The 26983-nt window shown below is 59.5% G+C and carries 23 protein-coding genes; 7 read left to right on the top strand and 16 right to left on the bottom strand.

The window, feature by feature from the left end:
* Window positions 1–413: hypothetical protein (locus LNV09_RS24005; protein ID WP_263559595.1), on the bottom strand; the 413-nt coding region annotated here is incomplete at its 3' end.
* Between the two features lie 471 nt (window positions 414–884).
* Here LNV09_RS24005 and LNV09_RS24000 point away from each other — a divergent pair.
* The 3 genes from LNV09_RS24000 to LNV09_RS23990 all read left to right on the top strand — a co-directional run bounded on the left by LNV09_RS24000 (window position 885) and on the right by LNV09_RS23990 (window position 3093).
* Window positions 885–1556 carry a hypothetical protein gene (locus LNV09_RS24000; protein ID WP_263559594.1) on the top strand — a complete coding sequence of 224 codons (672 nt, stop codon included), beginning with the start codon at window positions 885–887 and terminating at the stop codon, window positions 1554–1556.
* 419 nt (window positions 1557–1975) lie between these two features.
* Complete coding sequence (locus LNV09_RS23995) at window positions 1976–2209, top strand: hypothetical protein (RefSeq protein ID WP_263559593.1); 234 nt, start codon at window positions 1976–1978, stop codon at window positions 2207–2209.
* Window positions 2210–2367: 158 nt separating this feature from the next.
* Window positions 2368–3093 (top strand): hypothetical protein, encoded by a 726-nt coding sequence (locus LNV09_RS23990; protein ID WP_263559592.1) that lies wholly within the window; start codon window positions 2368–2370, stop codon window positions 3091–3093.
* 513 nt (window positions 3094–3606) lie between these two features.
* Here the strand turns inward: LNV09_RS23990 and LNV09_RS23985 are convergent.
* The 3 genes from LNV09_RS23985 to LNV09_RS23975 form a co-directional block, all read right to left on the bottom strand.
* Window positions 3607–4335: a PEP-CTERM sorting domain-containing protein gene (locus LNV09_RS23985; protein ID WP_263559591.1), complete on the bottom strand. Its 729-nt coding sequence runs from the start codon at window positions 4333–4335 to the stop codon at window positions 3607–3609.
* Window positions 4336–5165: 830 nt separating this feature from the next.
* A complete protein-coding gene (locus LNV09_RS23980) occupies window positions 5166–5891 on the bottom strand; it encodes an Lcl C-terminal domain-containing protein (protein WP_263559590.1) in 726 nt (241 codons plus the stop codon).
* 375 nt (window positions 5892–6266) lie between these two features.
* Window positions 6267–6992, bottom strand: coding sequence for a PEP-CTERM sorting domain-containing protein (locus LNV09_RS23975; protein ID WP_263559589.1), 726 nt, complete (start codon window positions 6990–6992; stop codon window positions 6267–6269).
* A gap of 723 nt (window positions 6993–7715) precedes the next feature.
* Here LNV09_RS23975 and LNV09_RS23970 point away from each other — a divergent pair.
* Entirely contained in the window at window positions 7716–8435 is a 720-nt protein-coding gene (locus tag LNV09_RS23970) for a hypothetical protein (protein ID WP_263559588.1), read from the top strand.
* Window positions 8436–8996: 561 nt separating this feature from the next.
* Here LNV09_RS23970 and LNV09_RS23965 read toward each other — a convergent pair.
* Genes LNV09_RS23965 through hutC form a run of 5 tightly spaced genes read right to left on the bottom strand, consistent with a single transcriptional unit; the run spans window position 8997 to window position 13684 of the window.
* The gene (locus tag LNV09_RS23965; protein ID WP_263559587.1) at window positions 8997–10370 is read right to left on the bottom strand and encodes a formimidoylglutamate deiminase; all 1374 of its coding nucleotides are present in this window, start codon (window positions 10368–10370) and stop codon (window positions 8997–8999) included.
* Window positions 10367–11173: an N-formylglutamate deformylase gene (gene hutG, locus LNV09_RS23960; protein WP_263559586.1), complete on the bottom strand. Its 807-nt coding sequence runs from the start codon at window positions 11171–11173 to the stop codon at window positions 10367–10369. Before hutG ends, LNV09_RS23965 begins: the two co-directional genes overlap by 4 nt.
* 8 nt (window positions 11174–11181) lie before the next feature.
* The gene (gene hutI / locus LNV09_RS23955; protein ID WP_263559585.1) at window positions 11182–12411 is read right to left on the bottom strand and encodes an imidazolonepropionase; all 1230 of its coding nucleotides are present in this window, start codon (window positions 12409–12411) and stop codon (window positions 11182–11184) included.
* Window positions 12408–12965, bottom strand: coding sequence for a HutD/Ves family protein (locus LNV09_RS23950; protein ID WP_263559584.1), 558 nt, complete (start codon window positions 12963–12965; stop codon window positions 12408–12410). The genes hutI and LNV09_RS23950 overlap by 4 nt, the downstream gene beginning before the upstream one ends.
* The gene (gene hutC / locus LNV09_RS23945) at window positions 12962–13684 is read right to left on the bottom strand and encodes a histidine utilization transcriptional repressor HutC (protein ID WP_263559583.1); all 723 of its coding nucleotides are present in this window, start codon (window positions 13682–13684) and stop codon (window positions 12962–12964) included. Before hutC ends, LNV09_RS23950 begins: the two co-directional genes overlap by 4 nt.
* Window positions 13685–13783: 99 nt before the next feature.
* On the opposite strand from hutC, the gene hutU reads away from it, so the two are divergent.
* Entirely contained in the window at window positions 13784–15481 is a 1698-nt protein-coding gene (hutU, locus tag LNV09_RS23940) for a urocanate hydratase (protein ID WP_263559582.1), read from the top strand.
* A gap of 26 nt (window positions 15482–15507) precedes the next feature.
* Entirely contained in the window at window positions 15508–17058 is a 1551-nt protein-coding gene (gene hutH / locus LNV09_RS23935; protein WP_263559581.1) for a histidine ammonia-lyase, read from the top strand.
* 35 nt (window positions 17059–17093) lie between these two features.
* Here the strand turns inward: hutH and clsB are convergent, their stop codons facing one another.
* From clsB to nudB, 3 genes are read right to left on the bottom strand one after another with little or no spacing between them, the layout of a single operon-like run.
* Window positions 17094–18410 (bottom strand): cardiolipin synthase ClsB, encoded by a 1317-nt coding sequence (gene clsB, locus LNV09_RS23930; RefSeq protein WP_263559580.1) that lies wholly within the window; start codon window positions 18408–18410, stop codon window positions 17094–17096.
* Window positions 18410–19228: an endonuclease/exonuclease/phosphatase family protein gene (locus LNV09_RS23925; protein ID WP_411969344.1), complete on the bottom strand. Its 819-nt coding sequence runs from the start codon at window positions 19226–19228 to the stop codon at window positions 18410–18412. The genes clsB and LNV09_RS23925 overlap by 1 nt, the downstream gene beginning before the upstream one ends.
* Before the next feature lie 5 nt (window positions 19229–19233).
* Window positions 19234–19692 (bottom strand): dihydroneopterin triphosphate diphosphatase, encoded by a 459-nt coding sequence (gene nudB / locus LNV09_RS23920; RefSeq protein WP_263559579.1) that lies wholly within the window; start codon window positions 19690–19692, stop codon window positions 19234–19236.
* A gap of 94 nt (window positions 19693–19786) precedes the next feature.
* Between nudB and LNV09_RS23915 the strand changes: the two genes are divergently transcribed.
* Entirely contained in the window at window positions 19787–22477 is a 2691-nt protein-coding gene (locus tag LNV09_RS23915; RefSeq protein ID WP_263559578.1) for an ATP-binding protein, read from the top strand.
* A gap of 48 nt (window positions 22478–22525) precedes the next feature.
* Here the strand turns inward: LNV09_RS23915 and aspS are convergent, their stop codons facing one another.
* From aspS to LNV09_RS23895, 4 genes are all read right to left on the bottom strand, one after another.
* Window positions 22526–24322 carry an aspartate--tRNA ligase gene (gene aspS / locus LNV09_RS23910; RefSeq protein ID WP_263559577.1) on the bottom strand — a complete coding sequence of 599 codons (1797 nt, stop codon included), beginning with the start codon at window positions 24320–24322 and terminating at the stop codon, window positions 22526–22528.
* A 125-nt stretch (window positions 24323–24447) separates the two neighbouring features.
* The gene (locus LNV09_RS23905) at window positions 24448–25116 is read right to left on the bottom strand and encodes a DUF502 domain-containing protein (RefSeq protein ID WP_263559576.1); all 669 of its coding nucleotides are present in this window, start codon (window positions 25114–25116) and stop codon (window positions 24448–24450) included.
* Between the two features lie 7 nt (window positions 25117–25123).
* Entirely contained in the window at window positions 25124–25450 is a 327-nt protein-coding gene (locus LNV09_RS23900) for an FmdB family zinc ribbon protein (RefSeq protein WP_263559575.1), read from the bottom strand.
* Between the two features lie 68 nt (window positions 25451–25518).
* The gene (locus LNV09_RS23895) at window positions 25519–26970 is read right to left on the bottom strand and encodes a high affinity choline transporter 1 (RefSeq protein WP_263559574.1); all 1452 of its coding nucleotides are present in this window, start codon (window positions 26968–26970) and stop codon (window positions 25519–25521) included.
* Window positions 26971–26983: the final 13 nt, after the last annotated feature.

Here is a 26983-nt window from a genome sequence, read left to right as displayed (position 1 = left end):
CCACTGAAAGTGGTCGAGCCCGCACCGGTCATGGCGCCGCTGCTCCAAGTACTTGGGCCGCCGACGGTCAGCGCTCCAGTGCCGCTGATGACGCCACCAGAAAGAGCCAAAGCACCAACCATAGACGCTTCAGAGTTCTGCAGCGTGCCGCCTGTAATCGTGAGTCGGCCACTTCCGACATAGGAACGCAGACTGAGAACACCCGTGTTGAATATGGTGTCAAAGGATGACAGGGTCACTTCATCTGCGAAGCTAGGAAGACCCGAGCTCCAATTGCCAGCAACATCCCAGTAACCATTGTTGGGTCCTACCCAACTTACCGGGACAGAGCTGGCCCCTCCAACGCTGCCAACAAGTGCGGCCGCAACGGCTACCGCGCGCAACAAATGATATGGACGAGTTGCACTGTTCATAACCGTTCTCCCTGAATTTTTTGTGTGCTGGATTCTGCGGCCTATATGACCCTTTCTTGGTGTCAAAAATACATAACCCCCTGAATAGGGGGTGCGGCAGCAGCCCTGCCGGACTTTCGGTACCAACCACCGCCGCCTTCCAGTCGCCTATCAGAGCAAGTCTTTGAAGACTCCTGAACTGAAACGAGGCCTGTTGCTCAGAAGTTGTATGAGTCAACCAACGAACAGGCAAAGCGGTGGGCTTAAAACCTAACGGAAATTTTCAATGCACCAGGCGTGTTGCTTGCAGCACCTGGGCCTCGGGACGCGCCGCCGCACCGATGAAATTCAATGGACATAAGCCCTGTTTTTCCACGTGATTCCGCACAACCGTGGTGTGGCGCGAAACTCGGAATACCCCAGTAGCCCTCAGCCCATTTATAGAGGTCGCTATACGAGGTCCCAAGAACATTTATTCAACAGGACACCTCTATGGATTGGCTTACCCACATAAAGATGCTCAGCCGAGCTCGAACTGCAGAAATTCTCGACGCTAAAAGTGTCGATGGCCCGAGCTCGGACACCGGGCACTTCCACCGGCGATGTATCGCAGCGCATGTTCCAAATTGGATAGCCGCAAAGTTCGAAGCAGCAAATCAATCGCATAAAAGCGAAACGGTCCACTCCGGACTCACCGTGATGACTACCGAGGACCAGCTTGATGCAATGCTGATACTCGCCTATCAGACCGGGACTACTCAAGTGCGTTGCGTCATGCTCGCAAGCGACCCAAGGGTGAAGCAACTCGTAAATGACGCAAATGCTAACGAAACAATTCAACTCCTCTTTTTCCGCGAGCACGCAAAGCTGGCGACCTTGATTGAACTGAACGTTAAATTTGCGCCCGACACTGAGCTGCAACACATTCTCAGGACCGCAGCTTTAACGCCCTTGAGCGCAGCGATGCTGGTCAACATGACCTTGGCACAGGTGGCTCCAAATTCGTTGGATTCTTTGATTCCAGGAATTGACGTTCACGATGTGCTCGTCCTAACGGTCGGAATGGACGTCGATGAGTGCATGAGGCAAGTCGTGGCGGTTTCGCTCGAATCAGACACCCCGGCTTCAGAGTTGGGAGCTGTTAAGCCATCACCGTCGAATTGACCCGTCACGCTCATTGTCAATGCTGAGGGCTGAGAAACAGAGGCCCCGCCAATTACCCGCTTTCTCATGATTCACATCCCGCCACTGAAAAGCTGGCGGGATTTTTCTTTGGAATCAACGCTTCGAAAGCCGGGATTTTCTTGGCCTCAAAAAACAATAGCGCTATTGGCGTGAACTTAGTCACGTCCGCCTCCAATTCGCTTGACACAAAACAGAGTCTCAAGAGTCTAACGATATAGGCCCCTTGAAGTCGGGATGCAGGTAGTTCGAAGCCAAATCATTGAGGAGGTAGGGAATTTAAAAACGATAGCTATTCGGTAGGACGGCACTGATTGAAGAGCAACTCAATGCCGTGCAACACGCCACTGTGCGGGACTAGAGCCCAGCCACTTACCTTCACTAGCTACAGGAATTTCTCAATGAAGACCAGAACCGTAACTGAACTCAAGGCTGAATTTTTTGACGAAATTTTCGACTCGAGCCGAGCGCACTACCAAGCGCACATGTCGCTTGAACAGTTCAAGAATGCATTGGAGGGATATCGCTCTGCGTGGGAATGCGAGGACCGCCCTATTTTCTACGCACGCCCTGCGGCGAGGACAGTAGTAAAGCTGTTTGCAGAGTACGAGATTGAGCGCACAGAACGCCAATGAACCTTGACTCAAGACTGCCTCGCTTTCGCCGTGGGGCGCCATTGAACCCAATGCAACTGATAACAAAAGTGGATATATTGATGACAGACTGTAATTCCTTCACTGCCGAAAGTACTACTCCCACGTTCGTGGTTACCTTTGGGGCGACTGGCGCTCTCTTGACCAAGACGAGCGACGCTGAGCCGAACGCGCTTGAAGCGGTGGTGCGGCTGATTGTTCGACTTCCCGCTTTTGGGCAGTTCAGAACGAGGAACGAAATTGGAGGGCCGACCTTCGAAGCTCGTTTGAGCAGGGCGCAGGGAGAAAAAGCTCTAGCGTTCTTGGATGCCCCTGAGTTCGCCACCCTGCTCAGGGCTGAGCTTGCCGAAATCACGCTAGAAGCGCAGAAGGCGGCAGAGCAGGAGCAGGACCGGCAGCGTACCCTTGGGCTCACGCCCCTTGAATTTGGAATGCTGATAGAAAAGCGCAGCGACGGGCGTTTGCAGCAAAAGCCACGGCAACCAGAATTTTCACTCACCTGCAAGGACCTGCTTCCTGTTACGCACTTTAAAGCGCTGGCACGCCTGACTACCTACAACAGCAAAGCAAGAACATTTACTGTCGCCGCTCACTCACTGCACGAAGATGCCCGCGAGAAACTGCTGAAGTTGGCAGCAACGATTGCAAAGTCGACCAAAAAGGTTACTGCCGCCGATATCGCATTGCGTCGCAAAAATATGAAAGCAAAGGCCGCGGCGCAAAGCGAGTGGACATGGGAGCAAATCGAGGACATGGTCATCGATATTACCGGCTACACGACGCCGGAGAACATGAGAGAAATGGCCAAGACACTCGGCGCATCACCTGCGGGACCCGCCCCGTGGACGCTCAATGCGCTGTATTGAGAACAGCGCATTGACTTCAACACCAGCCCGCCACGTGCGGGCTTTTTTGCGTTGGAACCTGGCAGCAGGCAAGCATTCAGAGCCGTGCGTAGCTCATGAGCGCTTGGTAACAAGGGCGTTCTTTCAGTGTAGAAAGAATGGAAAGGGGCCTAGCCGCTTGATGACAAAGAATGAGCTGGTCAGTCGCCGATGTTAGTCAGTGAAGTAGCGACTTGGTGTTTCAGGGTTCTGTTAAAGCAAGTCGTATTCCAGGTCAAGAAGACGCATATTCCGAATCAAACTGGCCACTAAATCCGATTTAAAACAGCGACCCAATCATGTTCTATTTCGCCAAGTTTTAAAGAGAGAAAGCTTTCGCCGGCAAGCTATTTTTTCCTACCGCATATGCCTGTTCCGAACATCTGCTCACCGCAAAAATATCGGCTACACATAACAAACACTCGGTATGCGAAATGAAGAATGGGGGCTACCGCCCCCCAAAAAAAGTCCCGGAGGGACCGAAGCGTCAAAGCCTCAAAGTGCCCGCTGATGACGACGTGCCAGCAGCAATCCTGTCAATCCACACAGCGTCAAGGCAAGTGTTTGTGGCTCCGGCACCGCAGAGGTCACATCACCGGGGCGCACAGCCAGCGAGTACAAATAATTGTAGTTGTAGTAGACGTCTTGGTAGCCGCTGACTGTTACGAAGCTAAATGCGATATTTGAATTCGGCGCCGACTCCGTCCCAGACCAATAGACGTTGGACTGCAGATTCTGAAAGTCGCCGGAGTTTGTCAGACCATAGCCCGGTTGAGGGGTTGTTGTGCCCGGTACGTAGGCGCTCTTGTTACCCAGGCTCTGGAAGAACAGATGCGCCATCTCGCTGCCAGTGGCCACCGAGCTGTCGGGGTTATAGCCGCAATCGGTGCCACCGGTGTAACTCCAGTTGCAACCATCGCTCCCTTTATCTACTGTAGTGGGCAGGCGCCAGCCGCTCAGGCCAAAACAGTCTTGCTCGGCCCAGGCTTTTGCGGCAGACCAGTCCATTGCGCTAGTGTTAGCGGCACGCAGCCAGGTGACATTGAGGGCCGTGTCGTAAAAAGCCTCTGGTCCATTGGCAAGGTTGCCATCTAAGTCACGCGCTTGCAGCGTGGTTTCCCATGTTCCTTGGCCCGGCACGCCGGCCGCTTGAACAACACCCACCAAGTGCAATGTGCCCACAAGCGCAGCGGTCTTCAAAGCCTTCTTCATCAAATTCTGCATAGTCTTGTCCCTGTTTCAGCAGTGTTGAGAGCCCCGGCGTTGACTGCACTAGCAAGTACGGCAAGCGAACGCGCAGCGCAGTCTAGCTTCGACTTAACTTACCCGCACCCCCCCCTATTGGGGGTTATGGAATCAACCTTCACGAACTTGATTTGACTTGGAAAGCTTGAGGGTCAGCCCTTGCATTTCAATCTCGAGCCGTCAGTTCTTTGCGACGGCTTTGAACACAGTGGGCTATTCAGAACCGTGAAAAAAATATTTCTGACACCGACTCTCGTCTTACTTGTCTACATAGCAATACTTGGCTGATTTGAATCAGAACAGGTGGCAACATTGTTCGGAATACGCACAGCACGAATTGATGCGCTCCAAGGTAGGAACCGAGCAGCAGGCCAGCATTCGGAAAGTGCGTAGTTGAAGAGCGCTTGGAAGAAAATAGAATTCTTTCTACGCAGAAAGAATGAAAGGAGACCCAGGCATTTGACGACAAAGAATGCGCTGGTGCTCGTACGAAACTAGCCAGTGCAGCAGCGACTTGGCGTTTCATAGCTCAGTTCGAGAAAGGCATATTCCAAGTTAAGAAAACGCCTATTTCGATTCAAACTGGACTCCAATGCCGAGACGCCAAATCCAGTTTTATTTCACCAAGGCTGGCAGGGCGCAATGCTTAGCCGGCCCGATATTTTGAGCGACTTTTCAAGCCCATACCGAACATCTGCCCACTGTTAAAAGGTAGACACTCATCACGAGAAATCGGTTTGCAAAATCATGATTGGGGCTTGCACCCCCAATCCCGCTGAAAAAGTCAAATGGGCCGAAGCGTCAAAGTCTCAAGATGCCCGCCAACGACGTACCAGCAACAGGCAAGTCAACCCAATCAGTAGCAAGGCCCATGTTTGTTGCTCTGGCACTGCGGCCACATCTCCAGAGCGCACAGCCAGCGCGTACAAAGTTTCGCTCTTGTCGCTGTAGCCCTGGAAACCGTCGGGGGTACCGAAGAACCATGCGCTACCGGAATACAGCGCGGACTCCGTACTGGACCAGTAGTCGGCGGACTGCATTCGGAAATTGCCGGTATTTGTCAGGCCATAACCGGCTTGAACATTCGTCGTACCAGGAGCGTAAAAGCTCTTGTTACCCAGGCTCTGAAAATACAGGTGCGACATTTCGCTGCCCGTGGCAACGCTGCTGTCGGGGTTGTAGCCGCAGCTAGTTCCGCCGGTTTCAGACAAATCACAACTGCCATCTGCAGTAGTGACATGGGTCGTCGGTAATCGCCAGCCGCTCAGGCCGAAGTGGTCTTGCTCGGCCCAGGCTTTGGCGACGGACCAGGCCATGCCATTAGCGCTAGCGTTACGCAACCAAGTAACGTTAAGGGCGGTGTCGTAAAAGCCCTCCGGGCCGTTGGCAAGGTTACCGTCCAAGTCTCGCGCTAGCAGCGTGGTTTCCCATGTGCCTTGACCCGACACGCCGGTTGCATTCGCCGCACCTGCCAAGGTCAATACGACCAGCATTGCGCCCGTCTTTAAGAACTTCTTCATCATCGAGGTATGCATTGTCTTTTCCCTGTGTATGGATACAAGTTTTGAAACCCAATCACTTGCTCCTCGACAGGTCAACCATGCGACGGGGCACCAGCAGTGTAGGTGCGGCATAACGTCTCAGTTACCCCTACTACATGGGGGGGGAGGTGCAAAAACCTAGTTTCCTTTTTTCAAATCCGCATGCATATTCAGATTGGGACCCGAGCTAGCCCTTACGTTTTGCCTCATGTGCGTGCCAAATTCCGAATGACTGCTGCAGGCACGTTCCAGTCCGCGATGGCCGACTACAAAGTGTCTATTCCGGGCGTCCAGCCGCCGCTAACTGGCAACCATTCCTAACGAACAATCAGCGAGCAAAAGGAACCGAAGCGTCAAAGCCTCAATGCCTCAATGCCTCCGCTGCCGAAGTGACAGCAGCAGGCCAGTCAAGCCAATCAGTGTCAAGGCCAATGTTTGTGGCTCTGGCACCGCCGCCACATCTCCGGGACGGACAGCTAGCGCGTACCGACTACTGACCATGCCGTCGACGAACTGTCCGCCACTGGCCATAGTGAAGCCCCAGGCGCCATTGGAAGACAGCGCGTACTCCGTACCGGACCAGTAGGAGCTGCTCTGCAGATTCTGGAAATCACCAATATTTGTCAGGCCATAGCCCGCTTGAACATTTGTCGTTCCTGGTACGTAGAAACTCTTGTTTCCCAGGCTCTGAAAAAACAGGTGCGCCATTTCGCTGCCAGTAGCAACGCTGCTGTCGGGGTTGAAGCCGCAACTAGTGCCGCCGGTTGCAGACCAATTACAACTGCCATCTGCAGTAGTAACATGGGTCGTCGGTAAGCGCCAGCCGTTCAGGCCGAAACGGTCTTGCTCGGCCCAGGCTTTTGAGGCGGCCCAGTCCATGACGCTGGTGCTACCGGCACGCAACCAGGTGACATTGAGGGCCGTGTCGTAAAAAGCCTCCGGGCCATTAGCAAGGTTGCCGTCTAGGTCACGCGCTTGCAGCGTTGTTTCCCATGTGCCTTGGCCCGGCACCCCTGTTGCACTCGCCGCCCCCGCCAGAGTCAATGCGCCCAGCAGTACGGCCATATTCAAAGGTTTAATCATCAAGTTCTGCATTGTCTTTTCCCTGTGTATGGATATAAGTTATTAGCCCAATCACTTGCTCCTCAACAGGTCAACCATGCGACGGGGCGTCCACAGTGTAGGTTCGGCATAACGCCTCAGTTACCCCTACTACATGGGGGGGTAGGTGTAAAAAACCTAAGCTCCCTTCATTTACAAAGCCGCCGGCTGATTAAGCTTGGAAAGCGGTGCAGTCCCCGGCTTTTTGTCCTGCGCGCGCCAAGGCCTGTGTGACTGGGAAAGACACAAAGGTCCATCAATATCCACTTGAATCAAACAGCCGTCAACGACTATCGTCTTGTTCGGCTACATCGCAATGCTTGGCTGATTTGAATCGAGCCAGTTGGCCAAATTCATTGGAATACGCACGCAACGTATAGCCGCACTCCAAAGAAGGAAAGGACGAAGCAGGCCCTTCGCGTATTCGGCGTGGCACTGTCCACCAACGCAAAAGCTCACCGCGAATTCGAATCCTCAGACGGAATTCACATCAAGGGCTTGCTCATCCGGCTAGCTGCCCTTTGCTGCCCCTTGACCACAAAAGCGCCCTACTTCAACCAACAGTAGCCTGCGCTTTGGTGGCAGCAGGCCCCCTCCCCTCACCATTAGCACCGTAGTACGCCGATGAGGCCCGCTGCGCACCCGTCCGCCCACTGACTTTGTCCCCAGTCGCTACACGTTGAACGCGTCAATGTTGGCGCGACAAAAAGGACCAGTATGAAATCAATGGACAAGCTGACAAAAGCACAGGCAAGAGGACTCAAGGCAATGAGCGAGTGGAGTAGTTTTCAAAGCGGGAATTTGGTTCCGGCATCAATCGTCAAAGGGCAGACTCGCTTTCAACTCGCGTACATGGTCCGTGAAGCGGACATCGAGACGCCAACCCGGAGTCTCGGCATGGAGCAACCGCAGAGAGCGTGTTGGTCGATATTTGCAAACATCCCCACTCAAATGTGGGCGGAGGCGGGATATGCAGAAACCGAGACTTTTGGCACCGTGTTCATTGACCGCCAAGCATCTGGCCGCGCCTATTTGTGTCTCGCTCACGATGTAGGTAACGATTGGCAGCATCGGCTAACCATTCCGCTTGTTGGCAAAACCATGCGGAAAATCTTAGAAGATGTGCAGGCAGGTGCCCAGCTCAGGCTCAATCTAACCTGCAAGGACTTCGAGGACGACATCACTTTGATTGTTGAAATCAAAAAGGGTGACGTTCGAGCAGAAGACTGGAGCGACATGCCTTCAAAAGTTGAAATCAATGACTTCATGAATGAGGCAGTCGCTTACGCGTCGAGGCAATTTGAAGAGCTGAACTCTAAGCCAATTGATGGGCTGCCGTTGGCATCAAATATGTGCCTGGCGTTGCTGTTGCCACCAAAGTTCGATGAAACGGACCCAGGTGAGGCTGGGGGTCAGAACGAGGGGGCTGGGGATTGATGGCAAGAGGGAGGGCAAGTGCTCACTGCCTCGAATGATTGAATGATTTCTGTCCCGCCGGCTTTGGTTGGCGGGACATTTTTTGAAGCTTCAGTTTTGCCTGCGACGAAGCAGCCACAAATCTTGCTCTCCGAAAATTGCTTAGGTCCAAATCATCTCTGCGGCTGGCACAAATTGAAAACTGACCTGAGTCAATTGCAAAACATGTACCTGCTCAAACGATATGAATTGCAGCCTCCCCTAGCTTTTGACACCGTGCGCCCGCCAGCATGACCCACGTGGACCACATCTGCCTCCTACCTATGGACATCACTTCAAGGGCAGTTCAAGCTGCCCAAAAACAACGTGCGGAGCGGCTCCTTTTTGGGCCATAATGTTTTCGCTGACACCAGTTTGACTCTGCCAAAAAGGTATGACAAACTGACAAGCGAAAACCACCCAGAACCCCCGATTTTACTGGGCTTTGATGGAAGTGAGTTTTGTTCTCACAGCTTCCGCCAAATGCGGAAAAAAAAGCGACCCTTCGGTGACGGGTCGCTTTTTTGTTGCCTGGGGCAATCGTCAACGCAAGACCGCTAAGGCTGATTTAAAACCGCCGGCGATCGCATCCTGTGCCACATGCCGGCCTTGCTTGAGACGAAGTTGGCCCGCCACATAGACTTCACGCAAGACCTGACCCTGCGCAGAGAAAACCAGGCCGTCCAACAAATAGTCTGCGGGCAGCCCCAGCAAGCCACTCGCTGCGCCGTCGATCACCAAAAAGTCGGCCCGCGCACCGACTTCCAAGCCCCATTGCTTGAAACCGGCCGGCGCCGCACTGCCGGCTCTTGCCGCCTCAAACAAGCGCGCCGCAGTGCTCGGCTGAGTACCCGGCTGCGCCGCCACATTGCGCCGCTGCAGGCCCAAACGCTGGCCATATTCCAGCCAGCGCAACTCCTCGCCCCAGGCGCGCGTGACATGGCTGTCCGAGCCGATGCTGATCGGCACGCCAGCCGCCAGCCAGCCGGGCAAGTCGATCAAGCCATCGCCCAAATTGCTTTCGGTGCCGGGGCAAATGACGACACTGGCGCCGCAGTTGGCGACTTGCTCGATCTCCTCCGGCGTGCTGTGCGTGGCATGTACCAAATGCCAGCGAGCATCGGGCTTGAGCGCGTTGCACAGCCACTGCATAGGCCGCTGGCCGGTGGCAGCCAGGCAGTCGCGCACTTCTTGGCTCTGCTCAGCGATGTGAATATGGATGGGAATGTCGGTGTCCCCGATCAGGGCTTGCAAACTGCGAATGTCATCGGTATTGGCGGCGCGCAAAGAGTGCAGCGCCACGCCGGCATTCAGCAAGGGCCGCCCTGCCGAGTTGACTCTCTGGCTGGCGCGCCAGACCCAGTCGGCGTCGGTCTTGAAGCGCCGCTGATCGTCGCGCAGGCCTACAGCACCAAAACCCGAACGCGCATACAGCACCGGCAACAGCGTCAAGCCGATACCGGCCGCTGCCGCAGCATCGGCCAGCGCCCAGCTCATGGCCAACTCATCCGGATAAGGGCGGCCGTCCTCTTGGTGATGCAAGTAGTGGAACTCGCAGACCTGGGTGTAGCCACCGGCCAGCAGTTCCACATAGAGCTGCGTGGCAATCGCCTGCATCTGCGCGGGCTTAAGCACCAAAGCCAGCCCGTACATGCGATCACGCCAGGACCAAAAATCATCATCACCGCTGTCACGACGCTCCGCCATTCCGGCAAAAGCGCGCTGAAACGCATGGCTGTGGGTGTCGACCAAGCTGGGCATGACCGGGCCTGCCAGGGCCTGCATCCCCTCGGCCTGCGGCACACCCGCCGTGATGCTTTGCCAACAGCCCCCGGCGGAGACCACCAGACGCACATCGCGCTGCCAGCGCCCATCGACCCAGGCTTGCGCGGCCCAAAAAACGCCAGCTGCGCTCATGCTTTTGGCCTCCAGGCGCTCATCTCACTCAACAATTGCTTGAGCAGCGGCTGTACCGCTGCCGCTCGCTGCGCGTCAAACAGAAACGGCGCCGCCTCTTCTTCCATATAGCAGCGCCAGCACATCTCCAGTTGCACCGCATGCTGATGCTGCTCGGGCTGACCGTAGTGACGGGTGATGAAGCCGCCCTTGAAGCGGCCGTCCACAACCTGGGTGTAGCCAATTTGACCCTCCAGCACCGCGCTCAACTTAGTCCTGAGGCCGGCTGCGCAAGAGCGCCCCTCCACCGTGCCCAGATTCAAGTCCGGTAGGCGCCCCTCAAACAACCAGGGCAACTCAGAGCAGATGCTGTGCGCGTCGAACAACAAGGCATAACCAAACAGCGCCTTGAGTCGCTGCAACTCGGCATTCAGGGCGCGGTGATAAGGCAGCCAATAAAGCTCTCGGCGACGCAGTTGCTCGGCGCGGCTGGGTTCCTGACCGGGCAGGTAGAGTGGCTCGCCGCTGAAGAATCGCGTCGGGCAAAGCTCGGTATTGGCCGCTCCCGGGTACATCGGCGTGTCCTCGGGTGGGCGATTCAAGTCGATCAAAAACCGCGAGTAATGCGGCACGATCAGCCCGGCGCTCAGCTCGCCGGCAATGCCGCCGTACAACTGCTCCAGGTGCCAGTCGGTATCCTCGCTGAGCAGCGCTCGGGGCTGATAACGGCGTGCTTGATCGGCCGGAATGGCCGAGCCCACGTGCGGCATGCTGATCAACAGCGGCGTACTGCCTTGGCGCAGTTTAAAAACAGCGCTATCCATGACGGCTTTCATGCTCGCTCCACCCCGCCGCGCACGACCCTGCGCAAAGGGTTGCGGCCGAAGTAATAGGCCAACTCATTGGGATGCTCCACCTCCCAAATGCAAAAATCGGCGCGCTGGCCGGCCGTCAACTGGCCGCGGTCGCTCAGGCCCAGCGCGCGCGCCGCATTGACGGTGACACCGCGCAGCGCTTCCTCCGGCGTCAGGCGGAACAAGGTGCAAGCCATATTGAGCATCAAAAGCAAGGACAGCGTCGGCGCAGTGCCGGGGTTGTGATCGGTGGCAATGGCGATGGGCACGCCGGCATCGCGCAGCGCTTGTACCGGTGGCAACTTCGTTTCACGCAAAAAGTAATAAGCGCCCGGCAACAGCACGGCCACTGTGCCGCTTGTCGCCATGGCCTGCACGCCGGCCTCGCTCAGGTATTCAAGATGGTCACAAGAAAGCGCCTTGAACTCGGCCGCCACTTGGCTGCCGCCCTGGTCGCTGAGTTGCTCGGCATGCAGCTTGACCGGCAGGCCCAAAGCTTGCGCCGCTTCGAAAACGCGCCTGGTTTGCGCTGGCGTGAAGCCGATGCCTTCGCAAAAGGCATCCACTGCGTCGATTAAGCCTTCGCGGTGCAGCGGTGTCATCCATTCAATCAAGGCCGTCACATAGTCCTCCTGGCGGCCTTCAAACTCGGGCGGCACGGCGTGCGCGCCCAAGTAACTGGTCCGCACGTCGACACCCAAGCCCTTGAGCCGGCGCGCCGCGCGCAGCATCTTGGCCTCGGAAGCCTGGCTCAGGCCATAGCCCGATTTGACCTCAATGGTGGTCACGCCTTCCTTGAGCAGATTCAAGACGCGGTGTGCCGCTTGCGCATAGAGCTGATGCTCGCTGGCGGCGCGGGTAGCGGCAACGCTTGAGCGTATGCCGCCACCGGCGCGGGCTATTTCCTCGTAACTGGCGCCAAGCAGGCGCTGCTCGAACTCAGCCGCCCTTTGCCCGCCATAAACCAGATGGGTGTGGCAGTCGATCAAGCCCGGCGTGACGACCGCGCCGCCAAGATCGATCTCCTGCGCCAGACCATTGCGGAACTCGGCATCGAGATCGACGATGTCGCCGGCCCAGAGCAAATGTTCGCCCTGCGACAGCATCGCACCGTTCTCGACCCAGCCCCAAGGATTGTCCTTAGGGTCGCCGACCAAGGTGGCCAAACGGGCATTGATCCAGAGTTTAAAAACGCTGCTGCTGCTCATATCTTGTTCTCACTCCAGGTCATCCACCAGGCAGCACCTGGCCCTTCAAAACTGCAAGCCTGAGGTGCGGGATCTTCACACCAAGCCAGACTCATCGCGGCTAAGTTCATCGCACGGCCGCCGTGCAGCAAGCGCCCGCCTGCGGACGTGAACACGCCGACCCAGCGCCCTTGCGGCTGCCAGTTCGTCGGCATGCTGGCGGCGGCCTTCACCTGCATCTGGCCGCGGCCACGGCGATGCATCAGATTGAAGTCGCGGGTGCTGCCGCCGATCAACTCGCAGGGCGGCGCCAAGCCGCCGTCGAAACTGATCAATTCATCGCCGGCCCGTAACTCCCAATCCGCCAGGCGCACGCCATCGCCCTGCAGCACGCCGAACCAACGCTGCACGCCGTCAAAAGCCGAAAACGGCCCATCGCGCTCGATATCTGCCACGCTGATGCGCAGCGCCCAATCAGCCGGATGCGGCCAGGCCAGCAATTCTCGGGTTTGCCCGCCGCCATTGCGCCAAGCCTGAGGAGCAACATCGGACGCTTTGATCTGACTCCAACTCATGCTTGAAAACTCCCCTCAAGAACATAAAGCGAACCCGGGTGGGTAAGCCGAACCGTGGTGACGGTCTGACCGCGACTGAAGGTGCGGCGCTTGACCACCAAGCAGGGCTCGCGCTTGGAAATGCCCAGCAACTTGGCCTCCAAGGCCGAAGGCAGCAGTGACTCTATCGTGTAACGCGCTTCCGACAAGGGGGCAACTTCGAGTAAGTAGTTGGTCGGTGTGGTTTGCGCAAAATCCAAGCCAAGATAGGCGGGCGCACAGGCCGGATTGACCAGGCGGTCTTCGCACTGGATCGCCACGCCATTCTCGAAATGCACGATCACGCTATGAAACAACGCAGCCCCAAGCTCCAAGCCAAAGTCAGCTGCTTGGGGCCTATCCGCTTTCAGCGTCGCAAGACTGTGCAGCTTGGCCTGGTGTTGGTGGCCGCGCTGCAAGATTTCGTCATGCACGTCGCGCACATTCAGCGTCGAAGAAATGCGGTGCAGCTGCGCCACAAAGGTGCCCACTCCCTGCAAGCGCTCGATCAAACCCTCCTGACTCAGCTCCCGCAGTGCTCGGTTGACGGTCATGCGGCTGACCTCGAACAAGGCCACCAATTCAGCCTCAGACGGTAGCAAGTCGCCGGCCACCCAATGGCCGGAAGCGATGCGCTCACGCAGATGGTTCTTGACCTTCAGGTACTGCGGCGCCGGTACGGAACTCGTTTTTCTTGGCATGGCTGCATGCTACTTGACTGTACTTGTATAGACAAGTACATTTCGCTTCGCCCCAAGATTTCGACTTCGCAAACACCTATTGCACCGCAGGAGACCCAGATGTCCAACTCACCCGCCAAAGCCCAGCCACGCGTCGTGCGCGCCCCCACCGGCACTGCCTTGAGCTGCAAAAGCTGGCTGACCGAAGCCGCCTTCCGGATGCTGCAAAACAATCTGGACCCCGAGGTGGCCGAGAACCCGGACGCGCTGGTTGTCTATGGCGGCATCGGCAAGGCGGCCCGCAACTGGGACTGCTTTGAGGCCATTCTTGAAGCACTCAAAAAGCTCGGCGACGAAGAAACGCTGCTGGTGCAGTCGGGCAAGCCGGTTGGCGTCTTTCGCACCCACGCAGACGCGCCACGCGTTTTGATCGCCAACAGCAATCTGGTGCCGCATTGGGCGACCTGGGAGCATTTCAACGAGCTCGACCGCAAGGGCTTGATGATGTACGGCCAGATGACGGCCGGCAGCTGGATCTATATCGGCACCCAAGGCATCGTGCAAGGCACTTACGAGACCTTTGCCGAAGCCGGCCGTCAACATTACAGCGGCTCGCTGAAGGGCCGTTGGGTACTGACCGCTGGTTTGGGCGGCATGGGCGGCGCGCAACCGCTGGCCGCAACCTTTGCCGGCGCCTGCTCCTTGAACATCGAATGCCAGCAAAGCCGCATCGACTTCCGCCTCAAGACCCGCTATGTCGACGAGCAAGCCACCGACCTCGACGACGCGTTAGCTCGGCTGAAGAAATACACGGCCGAAGGCAAGGCGATCTCGATCGCGCTGCTCGGCAATGCGGCCACCATCCTGCCGGCGCTGGCCGAACGCTGCAAGACTGACGCAAGCGTCAAGCCAGACTTGGTCACCGATCAAACCAGCGCGCATGACCTGATCAATGGCTATTTGCCGGCCGGCTGGTCGGTTGAGCAATGGAAGGCGGCAGCCGCTGACCCGGCCCAGCATGCCGAGCTGAAGGCCGCAGCGGCAGCCAGCTGCGCGGTACATGTCAAGGCGATGCTGCTATTCCAGGCCATGGGCATCCCGACCGTCGACTACGGCAACAACATCCGCCAGGTAGCACTAGAGCAAGGCGTCAAGAACGCCTTCGACTTCCCCGGCTTTGTGCCCGCATATGTACGCCCGCAATTCTGCGAAGGCCGCGGCCCCTTCCGCTGGGTGGCGCTGTCCGGCGACCCAGAAGACATTTACAAAACCGACGCCAAGATCAAGGAATTGTTCCCGCAGCATGCCCATGTGCACCGCTGGCTGGACATGGCGCGCGAGCGCATCGCCTTCCAGGGCTTGCCGGCGCGCATCTGCTGGCTGGGCCTGGGCGAGCGCCATATCGCCGGCCTGGCCTTCAATGAAATGGTCAAGTCGGGTGAGTTGAAGGCACCGATCGTGATCGGCCGCGACCACCTCGACAGCGGCTCGGTCGCCAGCCCGAACCGCGAAACCGAAAGCATGCAGGACGGCTCGGACGCGGTCTCCGATTGGCCGCTGCTCAACGCGCTGCTCAACACCGCCGGCGGCGCGACCTGGGTCAGCCTGCACCACGGCGGCGGTGTCGGCATGGGCTTCAGCCAGCACAGCGGCGTGGTGATCGTCGCCGACGGCACGATTGCTGCGGCCAAGCGCCTGGAACGCGTGCTCTACAACGACCCCGGCACCGGCGTGATGCGCCATGCCGATGCCGGCTACGAAATTGCCAAGAAAACCGCCGCCGAGCGTGGACTGAATATGCCCATGCTGAATCGCTGAACCGACCCCAAAAACCGGACCAAAATATGTCGATCGCAATCGAAATCACCCCTGGCCAAATCACGCTGGACCAACTGCGCCAGATCCGTAACGGCAATGTCCAGCTGAGCCTGCACGCCAGCAGCACCGAGATCATCCGCCGCGCCGCCGCCGTGGTGCAAGCCGCCGCCGCCGGCGATGCGCCGGTTTACGGCGTCAACACTGGCTTCGGCAAGCTGGCCTCCACCCGCATCAGCAAGGAAGACCTGGCCACGCTGCAGTTCAACCTGATCCGCTCGCACTGCGTCGGCGTCGGCGCACCGCTGCAGCCCGGCGTCGTGCGCATGATGTTGGCCACCAAGGCGGCATCGCTGGCGCGCGGCCATTCCGGCGTGCGCGAAGAAGTCGTGCAAAGCTTGCTGGCGGTCTTCAATGCCGGACTGGTCCCTTATGTGCCGGCACAAGGTTCGGTCGGCGCTTCGGGCGACCTGGCACCGCTCGCGCACATGACGCTGGCCCTGTTGGGCGAAGGCGAGATGTTGGTCGATGGCCAACGCATGCCCGCGCTGGCCGAGCTGCAAAAACACGGCATCGCGCCGCTGGTCTTGCAGGCCAAGGAAGGCCTGGCCTTGATCAATGGCACGCAGACCAGCACGGCCTTGGCGCTTGAAGGCCTGTTGCGTTACGAGATCGTCTTTGCGGCGGCCATTGTCAGCGGCGCGCTGTCGCTCGACGCTGCGCGCGGCAGCGACGGCCCGTTTGACGCCCGCATCCATGCGGTGCGCGGCCAGCCCGGTCAGATCGAAACAGCAGCCGCCTACCGCCAGTTGCTCGCCGGCAGCGCCATCCGCGCCTCGCACCAAGAGGGTGACGAGCGCGTGCAAGACCCGTATTGCCTGCGTTGCCAGCCCCAGGTGATGGGCGCATGCCTGGATCAAAGCCGTTATGTGCGCGATGTGCTTTTGCGCGAAGCGAACGCCGTCACCGACAACCCGCTCGTCTTTGCCAATGCCGATGGCAGCAGCGCGATGGTCAGCGGCGGCAACTTCCACGCCGAACCGGTGGCCTTGGCCGCCGACGCGCTGGCCTGCGCGATCGCCGAAGTCGGCGCGATCGCCGAGCGCCGCATCGCGATGCTGATCGACACCAGCGTCTCGCGCCTGCCGGCCTTCTTGACCGCCAATGCCGGCCTCAACTCCGGCTTCATGATTGCGCATGTAACCGCCGCGGCCTTGGCCAGCGAGAATAAATCGCTGGCCCACCCGGCCAGCGTCGACAGCCTGCCGACCAGCGCCAACCAGGAAGATCATGTGTCCATGGCCACCTTCGGCGCGCGCCGCTTGGGGCAGATGCTGGACAACACCGCCCACATCATCGGCATCGAGCTGCTGGCCGCCGCCCAAGGCTTCGAGTTCCTGCGTCCGCTGCAAAGCTCGGCAGCACTTGAGCAGGTGCACGCTTTGGTGCGCAAGACCTGCCCGGCCATGCCCACTGACCACTATATGGCGCCGGACATTGCTCATGCATTCGAGCTGGTCGGTAGCGGCGAGTTGACGGCATTGGTCGAGGGGGTCGGAGGCTTGGTGGTCTTGAGCTGATTGATCGGTCTCTTGATCCATCAGCAGCCGGGGCTTCAATACCGCCCTGTCGCCCCGGCCACGCGCAAGTACACATAGGCAGCCCAGGCCACCAAGGCGCGCCGCACCACGCCGCGCACCCCGCCGTCCAGATAATGCCTATCGACCTGGCGTGATAGCGCCGCCGCCACATCGAACTGCCCGGCCACGGCCCGTGCGAACTCGGCGTCACGCACGATCACATTGGCCTCCAGATTGAGCAGCAGCGAGAGCGGGTCGATATTGGAGCTGCCGACCGTGGCCCAATGTTCGTCCACCACACAAATCTTGGCGTGCAAATAAGCGGGCATGTACTCATAAATGCTGACGCCATGGCCAAGCAACTCGGCATACAGCGCCTGTGCGGCCATGCCGGCGATGCGGTAATCGAGCTTGCCCTGCAAGAGCAGGCGCACCCGCACGCCGCGCCTTGCCGCATCGCGCAAGGCCTTGCGAAACGCATGACCGGGGTAGAAATAAGGCGTGATCAGATCGACCCGCGTTTGCGCCGAGCGGATCGCGGCCACATAGGCATGCTCGATGGTGCGGCGCCGCCGCAGGTTGTCGCGCAAAACGAAGGCGGCATAGACAGGATTGGGCCCGCGGCGCGGAGTCTGGTCCTGCGCCGAATGAGCGCTGCGCCGCCATAGCTTGGCAGTAGACCTGGGCATGCGCACACCCCGCCAGATCCGCCTCAGCCTTGCACGCGGCTCGCTGCTGCGCGCCAAGGCGAGCAACTCCTGGCCGAAATCGGCGCCGAGATAGGCACGCGTCCAGACCGCGCGCGCCGCCTGCGCTACCGACTGAACCAAGGGGCCGCGCAAGCCGACGGCAAAGTCCAGGCGGGGTTGCTCGGTGGCGCCATGGTTGAGATCCACGCGGTCGCCAATGATGTTGATGCCGCCGACAAAGGCGTGATCGGCATCGACCACACAGAGCTTTTGATGCAGGCGACGCAGCTGCCCGGGCTGCAGCCAGCTGTACCAGCGGTCGATCGGCCGGAACACCGCCATCGCCACGCCCGAGCCTTCGAACTGCTGGCGCAGCCAGGGCAGGCTGGCGCGCGAGCCGAAGCCGTCAACCACCACCCGCACCCGCAAGCCGCGTCTGGCGGCCGCCGCCAATTGCGCCGCCAACGCCGCGCCGGCCGCGTCAAAATGGAAAATATAGGTGGCTAGCCAGATTTCATGGCGAGCACTGGCAATCGCTGCCGCTTGGGCGGGAAATAACTCGTCACCTCCGCGCAGCAAGCGCAGCTCATTGCCGCCGACAAACTCCGGCTGCGCCCTGTGGCCCCAGGTGCCAGGCGCCTCCGATTCAAGCTGAATCCCCATCAGCCCTCAGCCAATTCCAGCTCCGCCAAGAGCGGCAAATGATCGGACATGCGAGCCCAAGCCGGCCCCTTGGGCACCTGCATCGAGACGCAGCGCAGGCCGCGCATATAGATCCGGTCAAGCGAGAAAAAAGGCAGCCGCGAAGGAAAGGTCGCATGGCGCGAACGGCCCAGCGGCGACACCGCCCGCTGCAAGCCATATTCGCGCATTGGCGCGTCCAGCCGCTCGCCCCAATCATTGAAGTCACCGGCAATCAACAACAAGGCATCGGGCGGAATATGTTTGCCAATAAAGTCGGCCAAGCGTTCGATCTGGCGCACCCGGCCGCTGTGGAACAGCCCCAGATGCGCGACCACGGTGTGGATTTCCAGGCCTTGCCAGCGCACCGGCACATGCAATAAGCCGCGCTGCTCAAAGCGGTGGTCCGAAACGTCGTGATGACCCACATCTCCCAACGGAAAGCGCGACAGCAGCGCGTTGCCATGTTCGCCATGTTTGGTCACCGCGTTGGTGCGGTAGGCGACCTCGTAACCGTCGGGCGCCAGAAACTCCGCCTGCCCCTGATCGGGCCAGCCAAACCAGGTGCGCTGGAATTCTTTCGCCTCTTGATGGTGAAAGTGGCGCACCTCTTGCAAAAACACCAGGTCGGCATTGAGTGCCTCGACCCCCATGCCCAGATTGTGAATCTCCAGCCGCTTTTGCGGCCCCATGCCGCGCACGCCCTTGTGGATGTTGTAGGTGGCGACGCGCAGATGGGGGCGCGTGAACTGGCTTTGCGAGGGCTGGACCGAATTGCTGAAGGCGTTGCCATGCGTCATATGCGTCATGCCGAAGTCTCCAGCAGCTTGGGCAAATGCAAAATCGCCTCGGCATTGGACGGCGAGAAGCACAGATCGGCCGCTTCGCGCCAAGGCAGCCAGCGATATTGCAGATGCTCGCGCGGTGCCAAGCTGACGCGCGTGCCCGCCGGCACCTGCAGCCCATACACATGCTCGCTGTTGTGGGTCACACCGGGTGCATAACGATGGCGCCAGACGGGGTAGATCTCGTAGCGATTCACCAACACCCAGTCGCGCAAAAACTCGGGCGCGGCCACGATGCCGGTCTCCTCCAGCACCTCGCGCCGGGCGGTTTCAAGCAGCGGCTCATCCGGCAGGTCTTTGGAACCGGTCACGCTTTGCCAAAAGCCGGGCTGATCGGCCCGCTCCAACATCAGCACTTGCAGCTCGGGCGTGTGAATCACCACCAACACGGATTCCGGGATTTTGTAGCTTGGAGTCATAGCCAAAGCATAGCGGAGAGTTGTGAACGGCGCCCCCACAGGCCTGCATCTATAGTCAAGCCGCAAGCCCATTGTTTATAGGCCCAATGGATTCATGAAGCTGCTTCCCAGAATTGTTGTCAGCGTGATAGCGCCAATGCTGGCGCTGGCGGGCGTGGCGCTCTATGGTGGCAGCCTGCTGATGCAAAGCTCGCTGCTGGACGAACAGCAAGAGCGCGCGCAGGCCAACTTGGCGCAAAGTATCAGCCGCTTGGCCTTGGAACTGGGCGACGCGCGAGATGCCCTGCGCATGCTGGCCCGCTCCACCGTCTTGGTCGAAGCAAACACGGCACAGATCGGACCCGCCTTGCGCGGCTGGGAGGGGGCCAGCGATCGCTTTGAATCCTTCCAGTTCCTGGCACAGGATCGTTTGGCCGCAGCGGCCGCCGAGCCCGCAGCAAACTCGCTTGCCGTGGCACCGCTCGCGCAGGCGAGGCAATTGGCCGCGCTGCTGGCCGGCCAAGAGGCGGCGGCTGCCCCCTCCATCAATGAAAACTCGGGCGAACTGATCCTGAACATCGCCACGCCGGTGTTTGACGCGCGCGGGCGCCAGGTCGGTGCCTTGTTGGCGAATCTGAAGCTGGGGCAATTGCTGAGTTTTGCAATCGGCAATGCCGTGCAGCGGGATGCTCACTTGATGGTCCTGGACGCCCAGGCTCGCTTGTTGGCCGGCGGCCTGGGCGAGCAAGGGCAAGCGCTGACGCCAGCCACAGCGGCCAGCCAGCCGCAAGCCTTCGCTGTGACGGCCGCATTGGCGACTCAAACGCATGCCCCGACAAGCCTGCGGCGGGTGGAGATTGGGGACCAGACCTGGCATGTGCTGGCCAAGCCCCTGCCGGAGCTGGGCTGGCAAGTCATTTACGCGCTGCCGGAGGCGAGCTTGTTTGAGCGGGCCAGCAATCTGCAGCGACGTGGCCTTCTCGGTTTGGCCCTGTGCGCCGTCTTGGCCTGGATCGGAGCGCTGCTGCTGCGCCAATTTGTATTGCGCCCACTGCGGCAGCTGAGCTTGGCGCAGCAGCGATTGCAAGCGGGCGACCGGCAAGCCAGAGCACCGATTGCCGGCAACGACGAGATCAGCGACCTGGCGCGTTCCTTCAATTTGATGGCCGAAACCCTTGACGCCACCGAACAGCGCTTTCGGATGATTTTTGACGCCTTTCCGCATCCGATCACATTGGCCAGTTTCCAAGACGGCAACTATGTGGACGTCAACCCGGCGTTCGCGCAGGCGCTGGGTGTCTCGGCACAAGCAGCGATCGGCCGCAGCCCGATCGAGTTTGGCTTGGTCGCATCGATGCAAGACATGCTGGCCAAAGGGCGCGAACTGGAGCAAAACGGTTGCCTGCCGGCGGTCTTGGTGCAGACCAAAAATGCCCAAGGTGAAACACTCTGGCTGACCTACTCCAGCCGCTTGATCGGGCGCGGCCGGGCCAGGCTGGTGCTGGCTGTGGCCACCGACATCACCGAGCAAAAAACCGTCGAAGCGCAGCTGCGACAAAGCGAGCAAAGCCTGACGGCCTTGTTTGAATTTGCTCCGCTGCCGATGGCACGCACTCGCTTGGTGACCGGCAGCAGCTCACCGACCTTCTGGAACCGGGCTTGGTACCAGGCCTTTGGCTACGCGCCCGGGAGTTGCGACAACAAGGCCAGTACGCAGTTCGACTTTTGGATCGACCCCGCAGAGCGAAATCGCTTTGTTGATGAAATGGTGAGGCATGAATCGGCGATCAGCCGCCAAGCGCTTTTGCGCCATGCCGATGGCTCGGTGCGGCAGTGCGAGGTGTCGGGCCGCTATATCGATGTGCATGGCGAGCGCACGGTGATAGCCAGTTATTTGGACGTCACCGACAAGCTCCGCATTGCAGCCGAGTTGAATCATCTCAATCTCAGCTTAGAGGCCCGGGTGGCCGAACGCACAGAGGAGCTGGCCCGCCGCAACCAGGAGCTGGACGCGGCGCTCAGCGTACTCAAACATGCACAGACTGAGCTGGTGCGGGCCGAAAAATTGGCCTCCTTGGGCAGCTTGGTGGCCGGTATCGCGCATGAGTTGAACACCCCGATTGGCAATGCCATGCTGATGGCTACGACCTTGGCGGCGCGCCAGAAGGCCTTCGAAGCCGCTGTCGCCGACGGCTTGCGACGCTCAACCCTGCAGAATTTCCTCGACGGCCTGCGCGAGGCCAGCACGATGCTGGAGGCCAGTCTGAGCCGGGCGGCCGAGTTGATCAGCAGCTTCAAGCAAGTCGCGGTGGACCAATCCAGCTACCAGCGGCGCAGCTTTGATTTGCGCGAAGTGCTGCATGAAACCGCGCTCAGTCTGGGCCCCAGCCTCAAGCTCTGTGGCACTCGTCTACTCGAAGATGTGCCGGCCGGCCTGCTGATGGACAGCTACCCTGGCCCCCTGATCCAGGTCTTCATGAATATCGTCAACAACGCCGTGCTGCATGCCTTCGAGCCTGGCCGGTCGGGCTGCGTGACGATCGCCGCACGCGCCCTTGGCGAGGACAGCGTCGTGATCAAGGTCGCTGACGATGGCTGCGGCATGTCGAGCGAACATTTGCAGCGGGCTTTTGACCCCTTCTTCACCACCAAGCTCGGCCAAGGTGGCTCCGGCCTGGGCTTGCACATTGTCTACAACCTGGTCACCGGCCTGTTGGGCGGCAAGGTCAGCCTGCGCAGTGAACTCGGCCAGGGCACCCAAATCAGCATCGAGTTGCCGCGCTGTGCACCGCAAGAGCAGAGTTGAAACAAAAAAGGGCAGCCAAGCTGCCCTTTTTTTGCGCGATGAGCGAGCTCAGGCGCTTGTGGGCGCCACGGCATTGCGCAGACGGATATGCAACTCCTTGAGTTGCTTGTCGTCAACATTGCTCGGCGCGCCGGTCAGCAGGCATTGCGCGCGCTGAGTCTTGGGGAAGGCGATCACGTCGCGGATCGACTCGGCCTTGGTCATCATCGTGACGATGCGGTCCAGGCCGAAAGCCAAGCCACCGTGCGGCGGCGCGCCATATTGCAGCGCGTCGAGCAGGAAGCCGAACTTCTCCTGCGCATCTTCGGGGCCGATATTGAGCGCGCTGAAGACCTTGCTCTGCACATCGGCCTTGTGGATACGCACCGATCCGCCACCCAGCTCCCAGCCGTTCAAGACCATGTCGTAGGCCTTGGCAATGCAAGCGCCCGGGTCGGTGACCATCAAGTCCTCATGGCCATCCTTGGGCGCCGTGAACGGATGGTGCACCGCATTCCAGCGGCCGCCCTCTTCGTCTTGCTCGAACATCGGGAAATCCACCACCCACAGCGGGGCCCAGACGTCATTGAACAAGCCGTTCGCCTTGCCGAACTCGCTGTGACCGACCTTCAAGCGCAGCGCGCCAATGGCGTCATTGACGACCTTGGCGCGGTCAGCGCCGAAGAAGATCAGGTCGCCGTCTTGCGCGCCGGTGCGGGCCAGGATATCGGCCACGGCCTGATCATGCAGGTTCTTGACGATGGGCGACTGCAAGCCCTCGCGACCCTTGGCGACCTCATTGACCTTGATCCAGGCCAGGCCCTTGGCGCCGTAGATCTTGACGAACTCGGTGTAGCTGTCGATCTCGCCGCGGCTGATCGAAGCGCCACCGGGTACGCGCAAGGCAACGACGCGGCCACCCTTGGTCGTGGCCGGTGTCGAGAAGACCTTGAAGTCCACCGTGCCCATCACATCGGTCAACTCGGTGAACTCGAGTTTGACGCGCAGGTCGGGCTTGTCCGAACCGAAGCGGTGCATCGCATCGGCGTAAGTCATGACCGGGTAGTCACCCAGGTCGACATTGAGGTTCTTGCTGAAGACGTGACGGATCATGCCCTCGAACATCGAGCGGATCTCTTCTTCGCCGAGGAAGGAGGTCTCGATATCGATCTGCGTGAATTCAGGCTGGCGGTCGGCGCGCAGGTCTTCGTCACGGAAGCATTTGGTGATTTGGTAGTAGCGATCGAAACCGGCCACCATCAGCAACTGCTTGAACAACTGAGGGCTTTGCGGCAGCGCAAAGAACATGCCGTCATGCACGCGCGAAGGCACCAGATAGTCGCGCGCGCCTTCCGGCGTGCTCTTGGTCAGCATCGGTGTTTCGATGTCGACAAAGCCGCGCTCGTCCAGATATTTGCGCACTTCCATCGCGACGCGGTAGCGCAGCATCAGGTTGTTTTGCATATAGGGGCGGCGCAGGTCCAGCACGCGGTGCGTCAAGCGTGTCGTTTCGGACAAGTTCTCATCGTCCATCTGGAACGGGGGCGTGACGCTGGCGTTCAGGACTTCCAACTGGTGGCACAGGACCTCGACCTTGCCGCTGGTCAGGTTGGCGTTCTCGGTGCCGGCCGGGCGCAGACGCACCTTGCCAACAATCTTCAGGCAGAACTCATTGCGCACATCGGAGGCGATGGCAAACATATCGGCGCGGTCTGGGTCACAGACGACTTGCACCAGACCTTCACGGTCGCGCAGGTCGATAAAAATCACGCCGCCATGGTCACGGCGGCGATGGGCCCAGCCCATCAAGGTCACGGTTTGGTCCTGCAGCTTTTCGCTGACTTGGCCGGCATAACAAGTTCTCATGGGAATACTCCAAAGTTCTTCAAGGCCGCCACTGAAGACGTGCGTCAGCGGCCGGCGGGTTGTTTGTAAGGGGTGGCGCTGGCGGCTCTATCTAAGCCAACAGGGCTGAGCACCTGCCGAGGTGCTCAGCCCGGTAGATTTCGCGGTTCGCCGTTTTGAGGAGGGTGCACCTGATGATCACCTTCAGGCGCCACCACCCCCATCGAGATGATGTGCTTGAGCGCCGCATCGACGCTCATCTTCAAGGGCCGAACCGAGCTGCGCGGCATCATCAAGAAGAAACCCGAGGTCGGGTTCGGCGTCGTCGGCACATACAAGCTGACATGCTCTTGTTCACCCAAGGCGTGCGCCACTTCACCGCCGGGCTTGCCAGTGACGAAAGCAATCGTCCAACTACCCTGATGCGGATACTGCACCAGCACCGCCTCACGAAAGGCATTGCCGCTGCTGGAGAACAAGGTGTCCGACACCTGTTTCACCGAGCTGTAAATGCTCTTAACGATGGGGATGTTGGAGAGCAACCGGTCCCATTGCTTGAACCACCATTGGCCAAAGATATTGGCGACAAACATGCCGGTCAGCGCCATGCCGCCTACCAAAATCAGCAGTCCCAGGCCGGGAATATGGCGCAGCTCATCGATGTTTTGCGCCATCGAGGCCGGCAACACGGCCTGCGAAGCGGCCAGCAGCGAGGTGAACACGCCGTTGATAACGCCCAGCACCCACAGCAACACCCAGATGGTGATAGCCAGTGGCAACCAGACCAACAGGCCGGTGATGATGTATTTTTTCAAGGCAGTCCTAGGACGAGGCGGACGGGCTGGGCGCAGATACCGGCGCAGCAGCCGGGGCCGATGTTGGGGCAGAAACCGGCGCTGAAGCCGCAGCAGGCGCGGCGGTTTCGGCCGGCGCAGCGGGGGCAACGGCGGTGGCCGCCTTGGCGCCACCATCCTTGAAATCGGTCACATACCAGCCCGAGCCCTTGAGCTGAAAGCCGGCGGCGGTGACTTGCTTTTGAAAGGCCTCGGCGCCACAGGCCGGGCAGGTCGTCAACGGTGCATCGGAAAGCCTTTGCAAGGCGTCTTTGGCGTGACCGCATTCGGCGCAGCGGTAAGCGTAGATAGGCATGGTCTAAACCGTTGATTCAAAACCGCAAATTATAAAGGCCCGGCGCGAACCCACGCCCGCCTAGGCCTTCACGCGGCGGCGCCATGCGCCAATTTGTGGTGCGAAGCATGCACATTCTTGATCGCCTGCGGCCCCAAGCTGCCGACCAACATGCCAACAACACCGGACAACAAGCCCGCCAATTGGGCTGGAAACGCCTCGCCGGCCGGAGTCAGCTTGAACAAACCCCAGGCCAGCAAGCCCAGCACGATAGAAAAGATCGCACCCTGGGTGCTGGCACGCCGCCAATAGAGACCGAAAACCAGCGGCACAAATGCGCCGACCAAGGTGACTTGATAGGCAGCCGAGACCATTTCGTAAATGGGCGTGCCCTCCAGCGCAATCGCGTAGACGCAGACGCAGACGCTAAAAATCAGCACCGCGATGCGCATGGTGCGCAGTTCTTGCTTGTCACTGATGCGAGGGTAGAACTGCCGCCAGATGTTCTCGACAAAGGTCACCGATGGGGCCAGCAAGGTGGCCGAGGCGGTGGACTTCAAGGCCGACAAGAGCGCGCCGAAGAAGATCACCTGCATCACAAATGGCATGCGCTCCATCACCAAGGTCGGGATCACTTTTTGCGGGTCATCGGCAATCAGCCGCGCGGCCTGCTCGGGCATGATGATCAAGGCGCTGGTGACCAAAAACATCGGCACAAAAGCAAACAAGATGTAGCAGATGCCGCCTATCACCGGGCCCCGCGTGGCCGCATATTCATTCTTGGCCGACATCACGCGCTGAAACACGTCTTGCTGCGGGATCGAGCCCAACATCATCGTGATCGCAGCGGCGATGAAAAACACGGTGTCGTGAAAACTCGGCTCGGGCAGGAATCTGAACAACTCCTTGCTGCTCGCCAAGGCGATCACTTTGTCGGCACCGCCCGCCATATCGGCCGCGAAATAGGCAATGATGCTCAGGCCTACGACCAGGATGATCATCTGGATAAAGTCGGTCACCGCCACCGACCACATGCCGCCGAACAGCGTGTAGGCCAGGATGGACGCGGTGCCGATCAACATACCGACGGGAATGCTGATGGCGCCGCCCGACAGCAGATTGAAGACCAGGCCCAGCGCGGTGACCTGCGCCGCCACCCAACCCAGGTAGGACAGGATGATGATGAAGGAGCAAACCACCTCGACCACCCGGCCATAGCGCTCGCGGTAATAGTCGCTGATGGTCAGCAGGCTCATTTTGTAGAGCCGGGCGGCAAAGAAGATGCCAACCAGGATCAAACAGGTGCCGGCGCCGAACGGGTCTTCCACCACGCCGTTCAAGCCGCTTTGCACGAACTTGGCCGGGATGCCCAGGACCGTCTCCGAGCCAAACCAGGTCGCAAAGGTGGTGGTGACGATCATCACCAAGGGCAAATGCCGCCCGGCAATCGCGAAGTCGGCGGTATTTTTGACCCGCCGCGCAGCCCATAGGCCGATCGCGATGGTGACGAGGAGATAGGCAAAAACCAGGGTCAAAAGCATGGCGGCGCGTCGT

Origin of the sequence: Paucibacter sp. B2R-40 (assembly GCF_025717555.1) — a bacterium.
Classification (GTDB): Bacteria; Pseudomonadota; Gammaproteobacteria; order Burkholderiales; family Burkholderiaceae_C; genus Paucibacter_A.
Note: the sequence above shows the minus strand (reverse complement) of the source record. Positions and strands in the feature narration are given on the sequence as shown.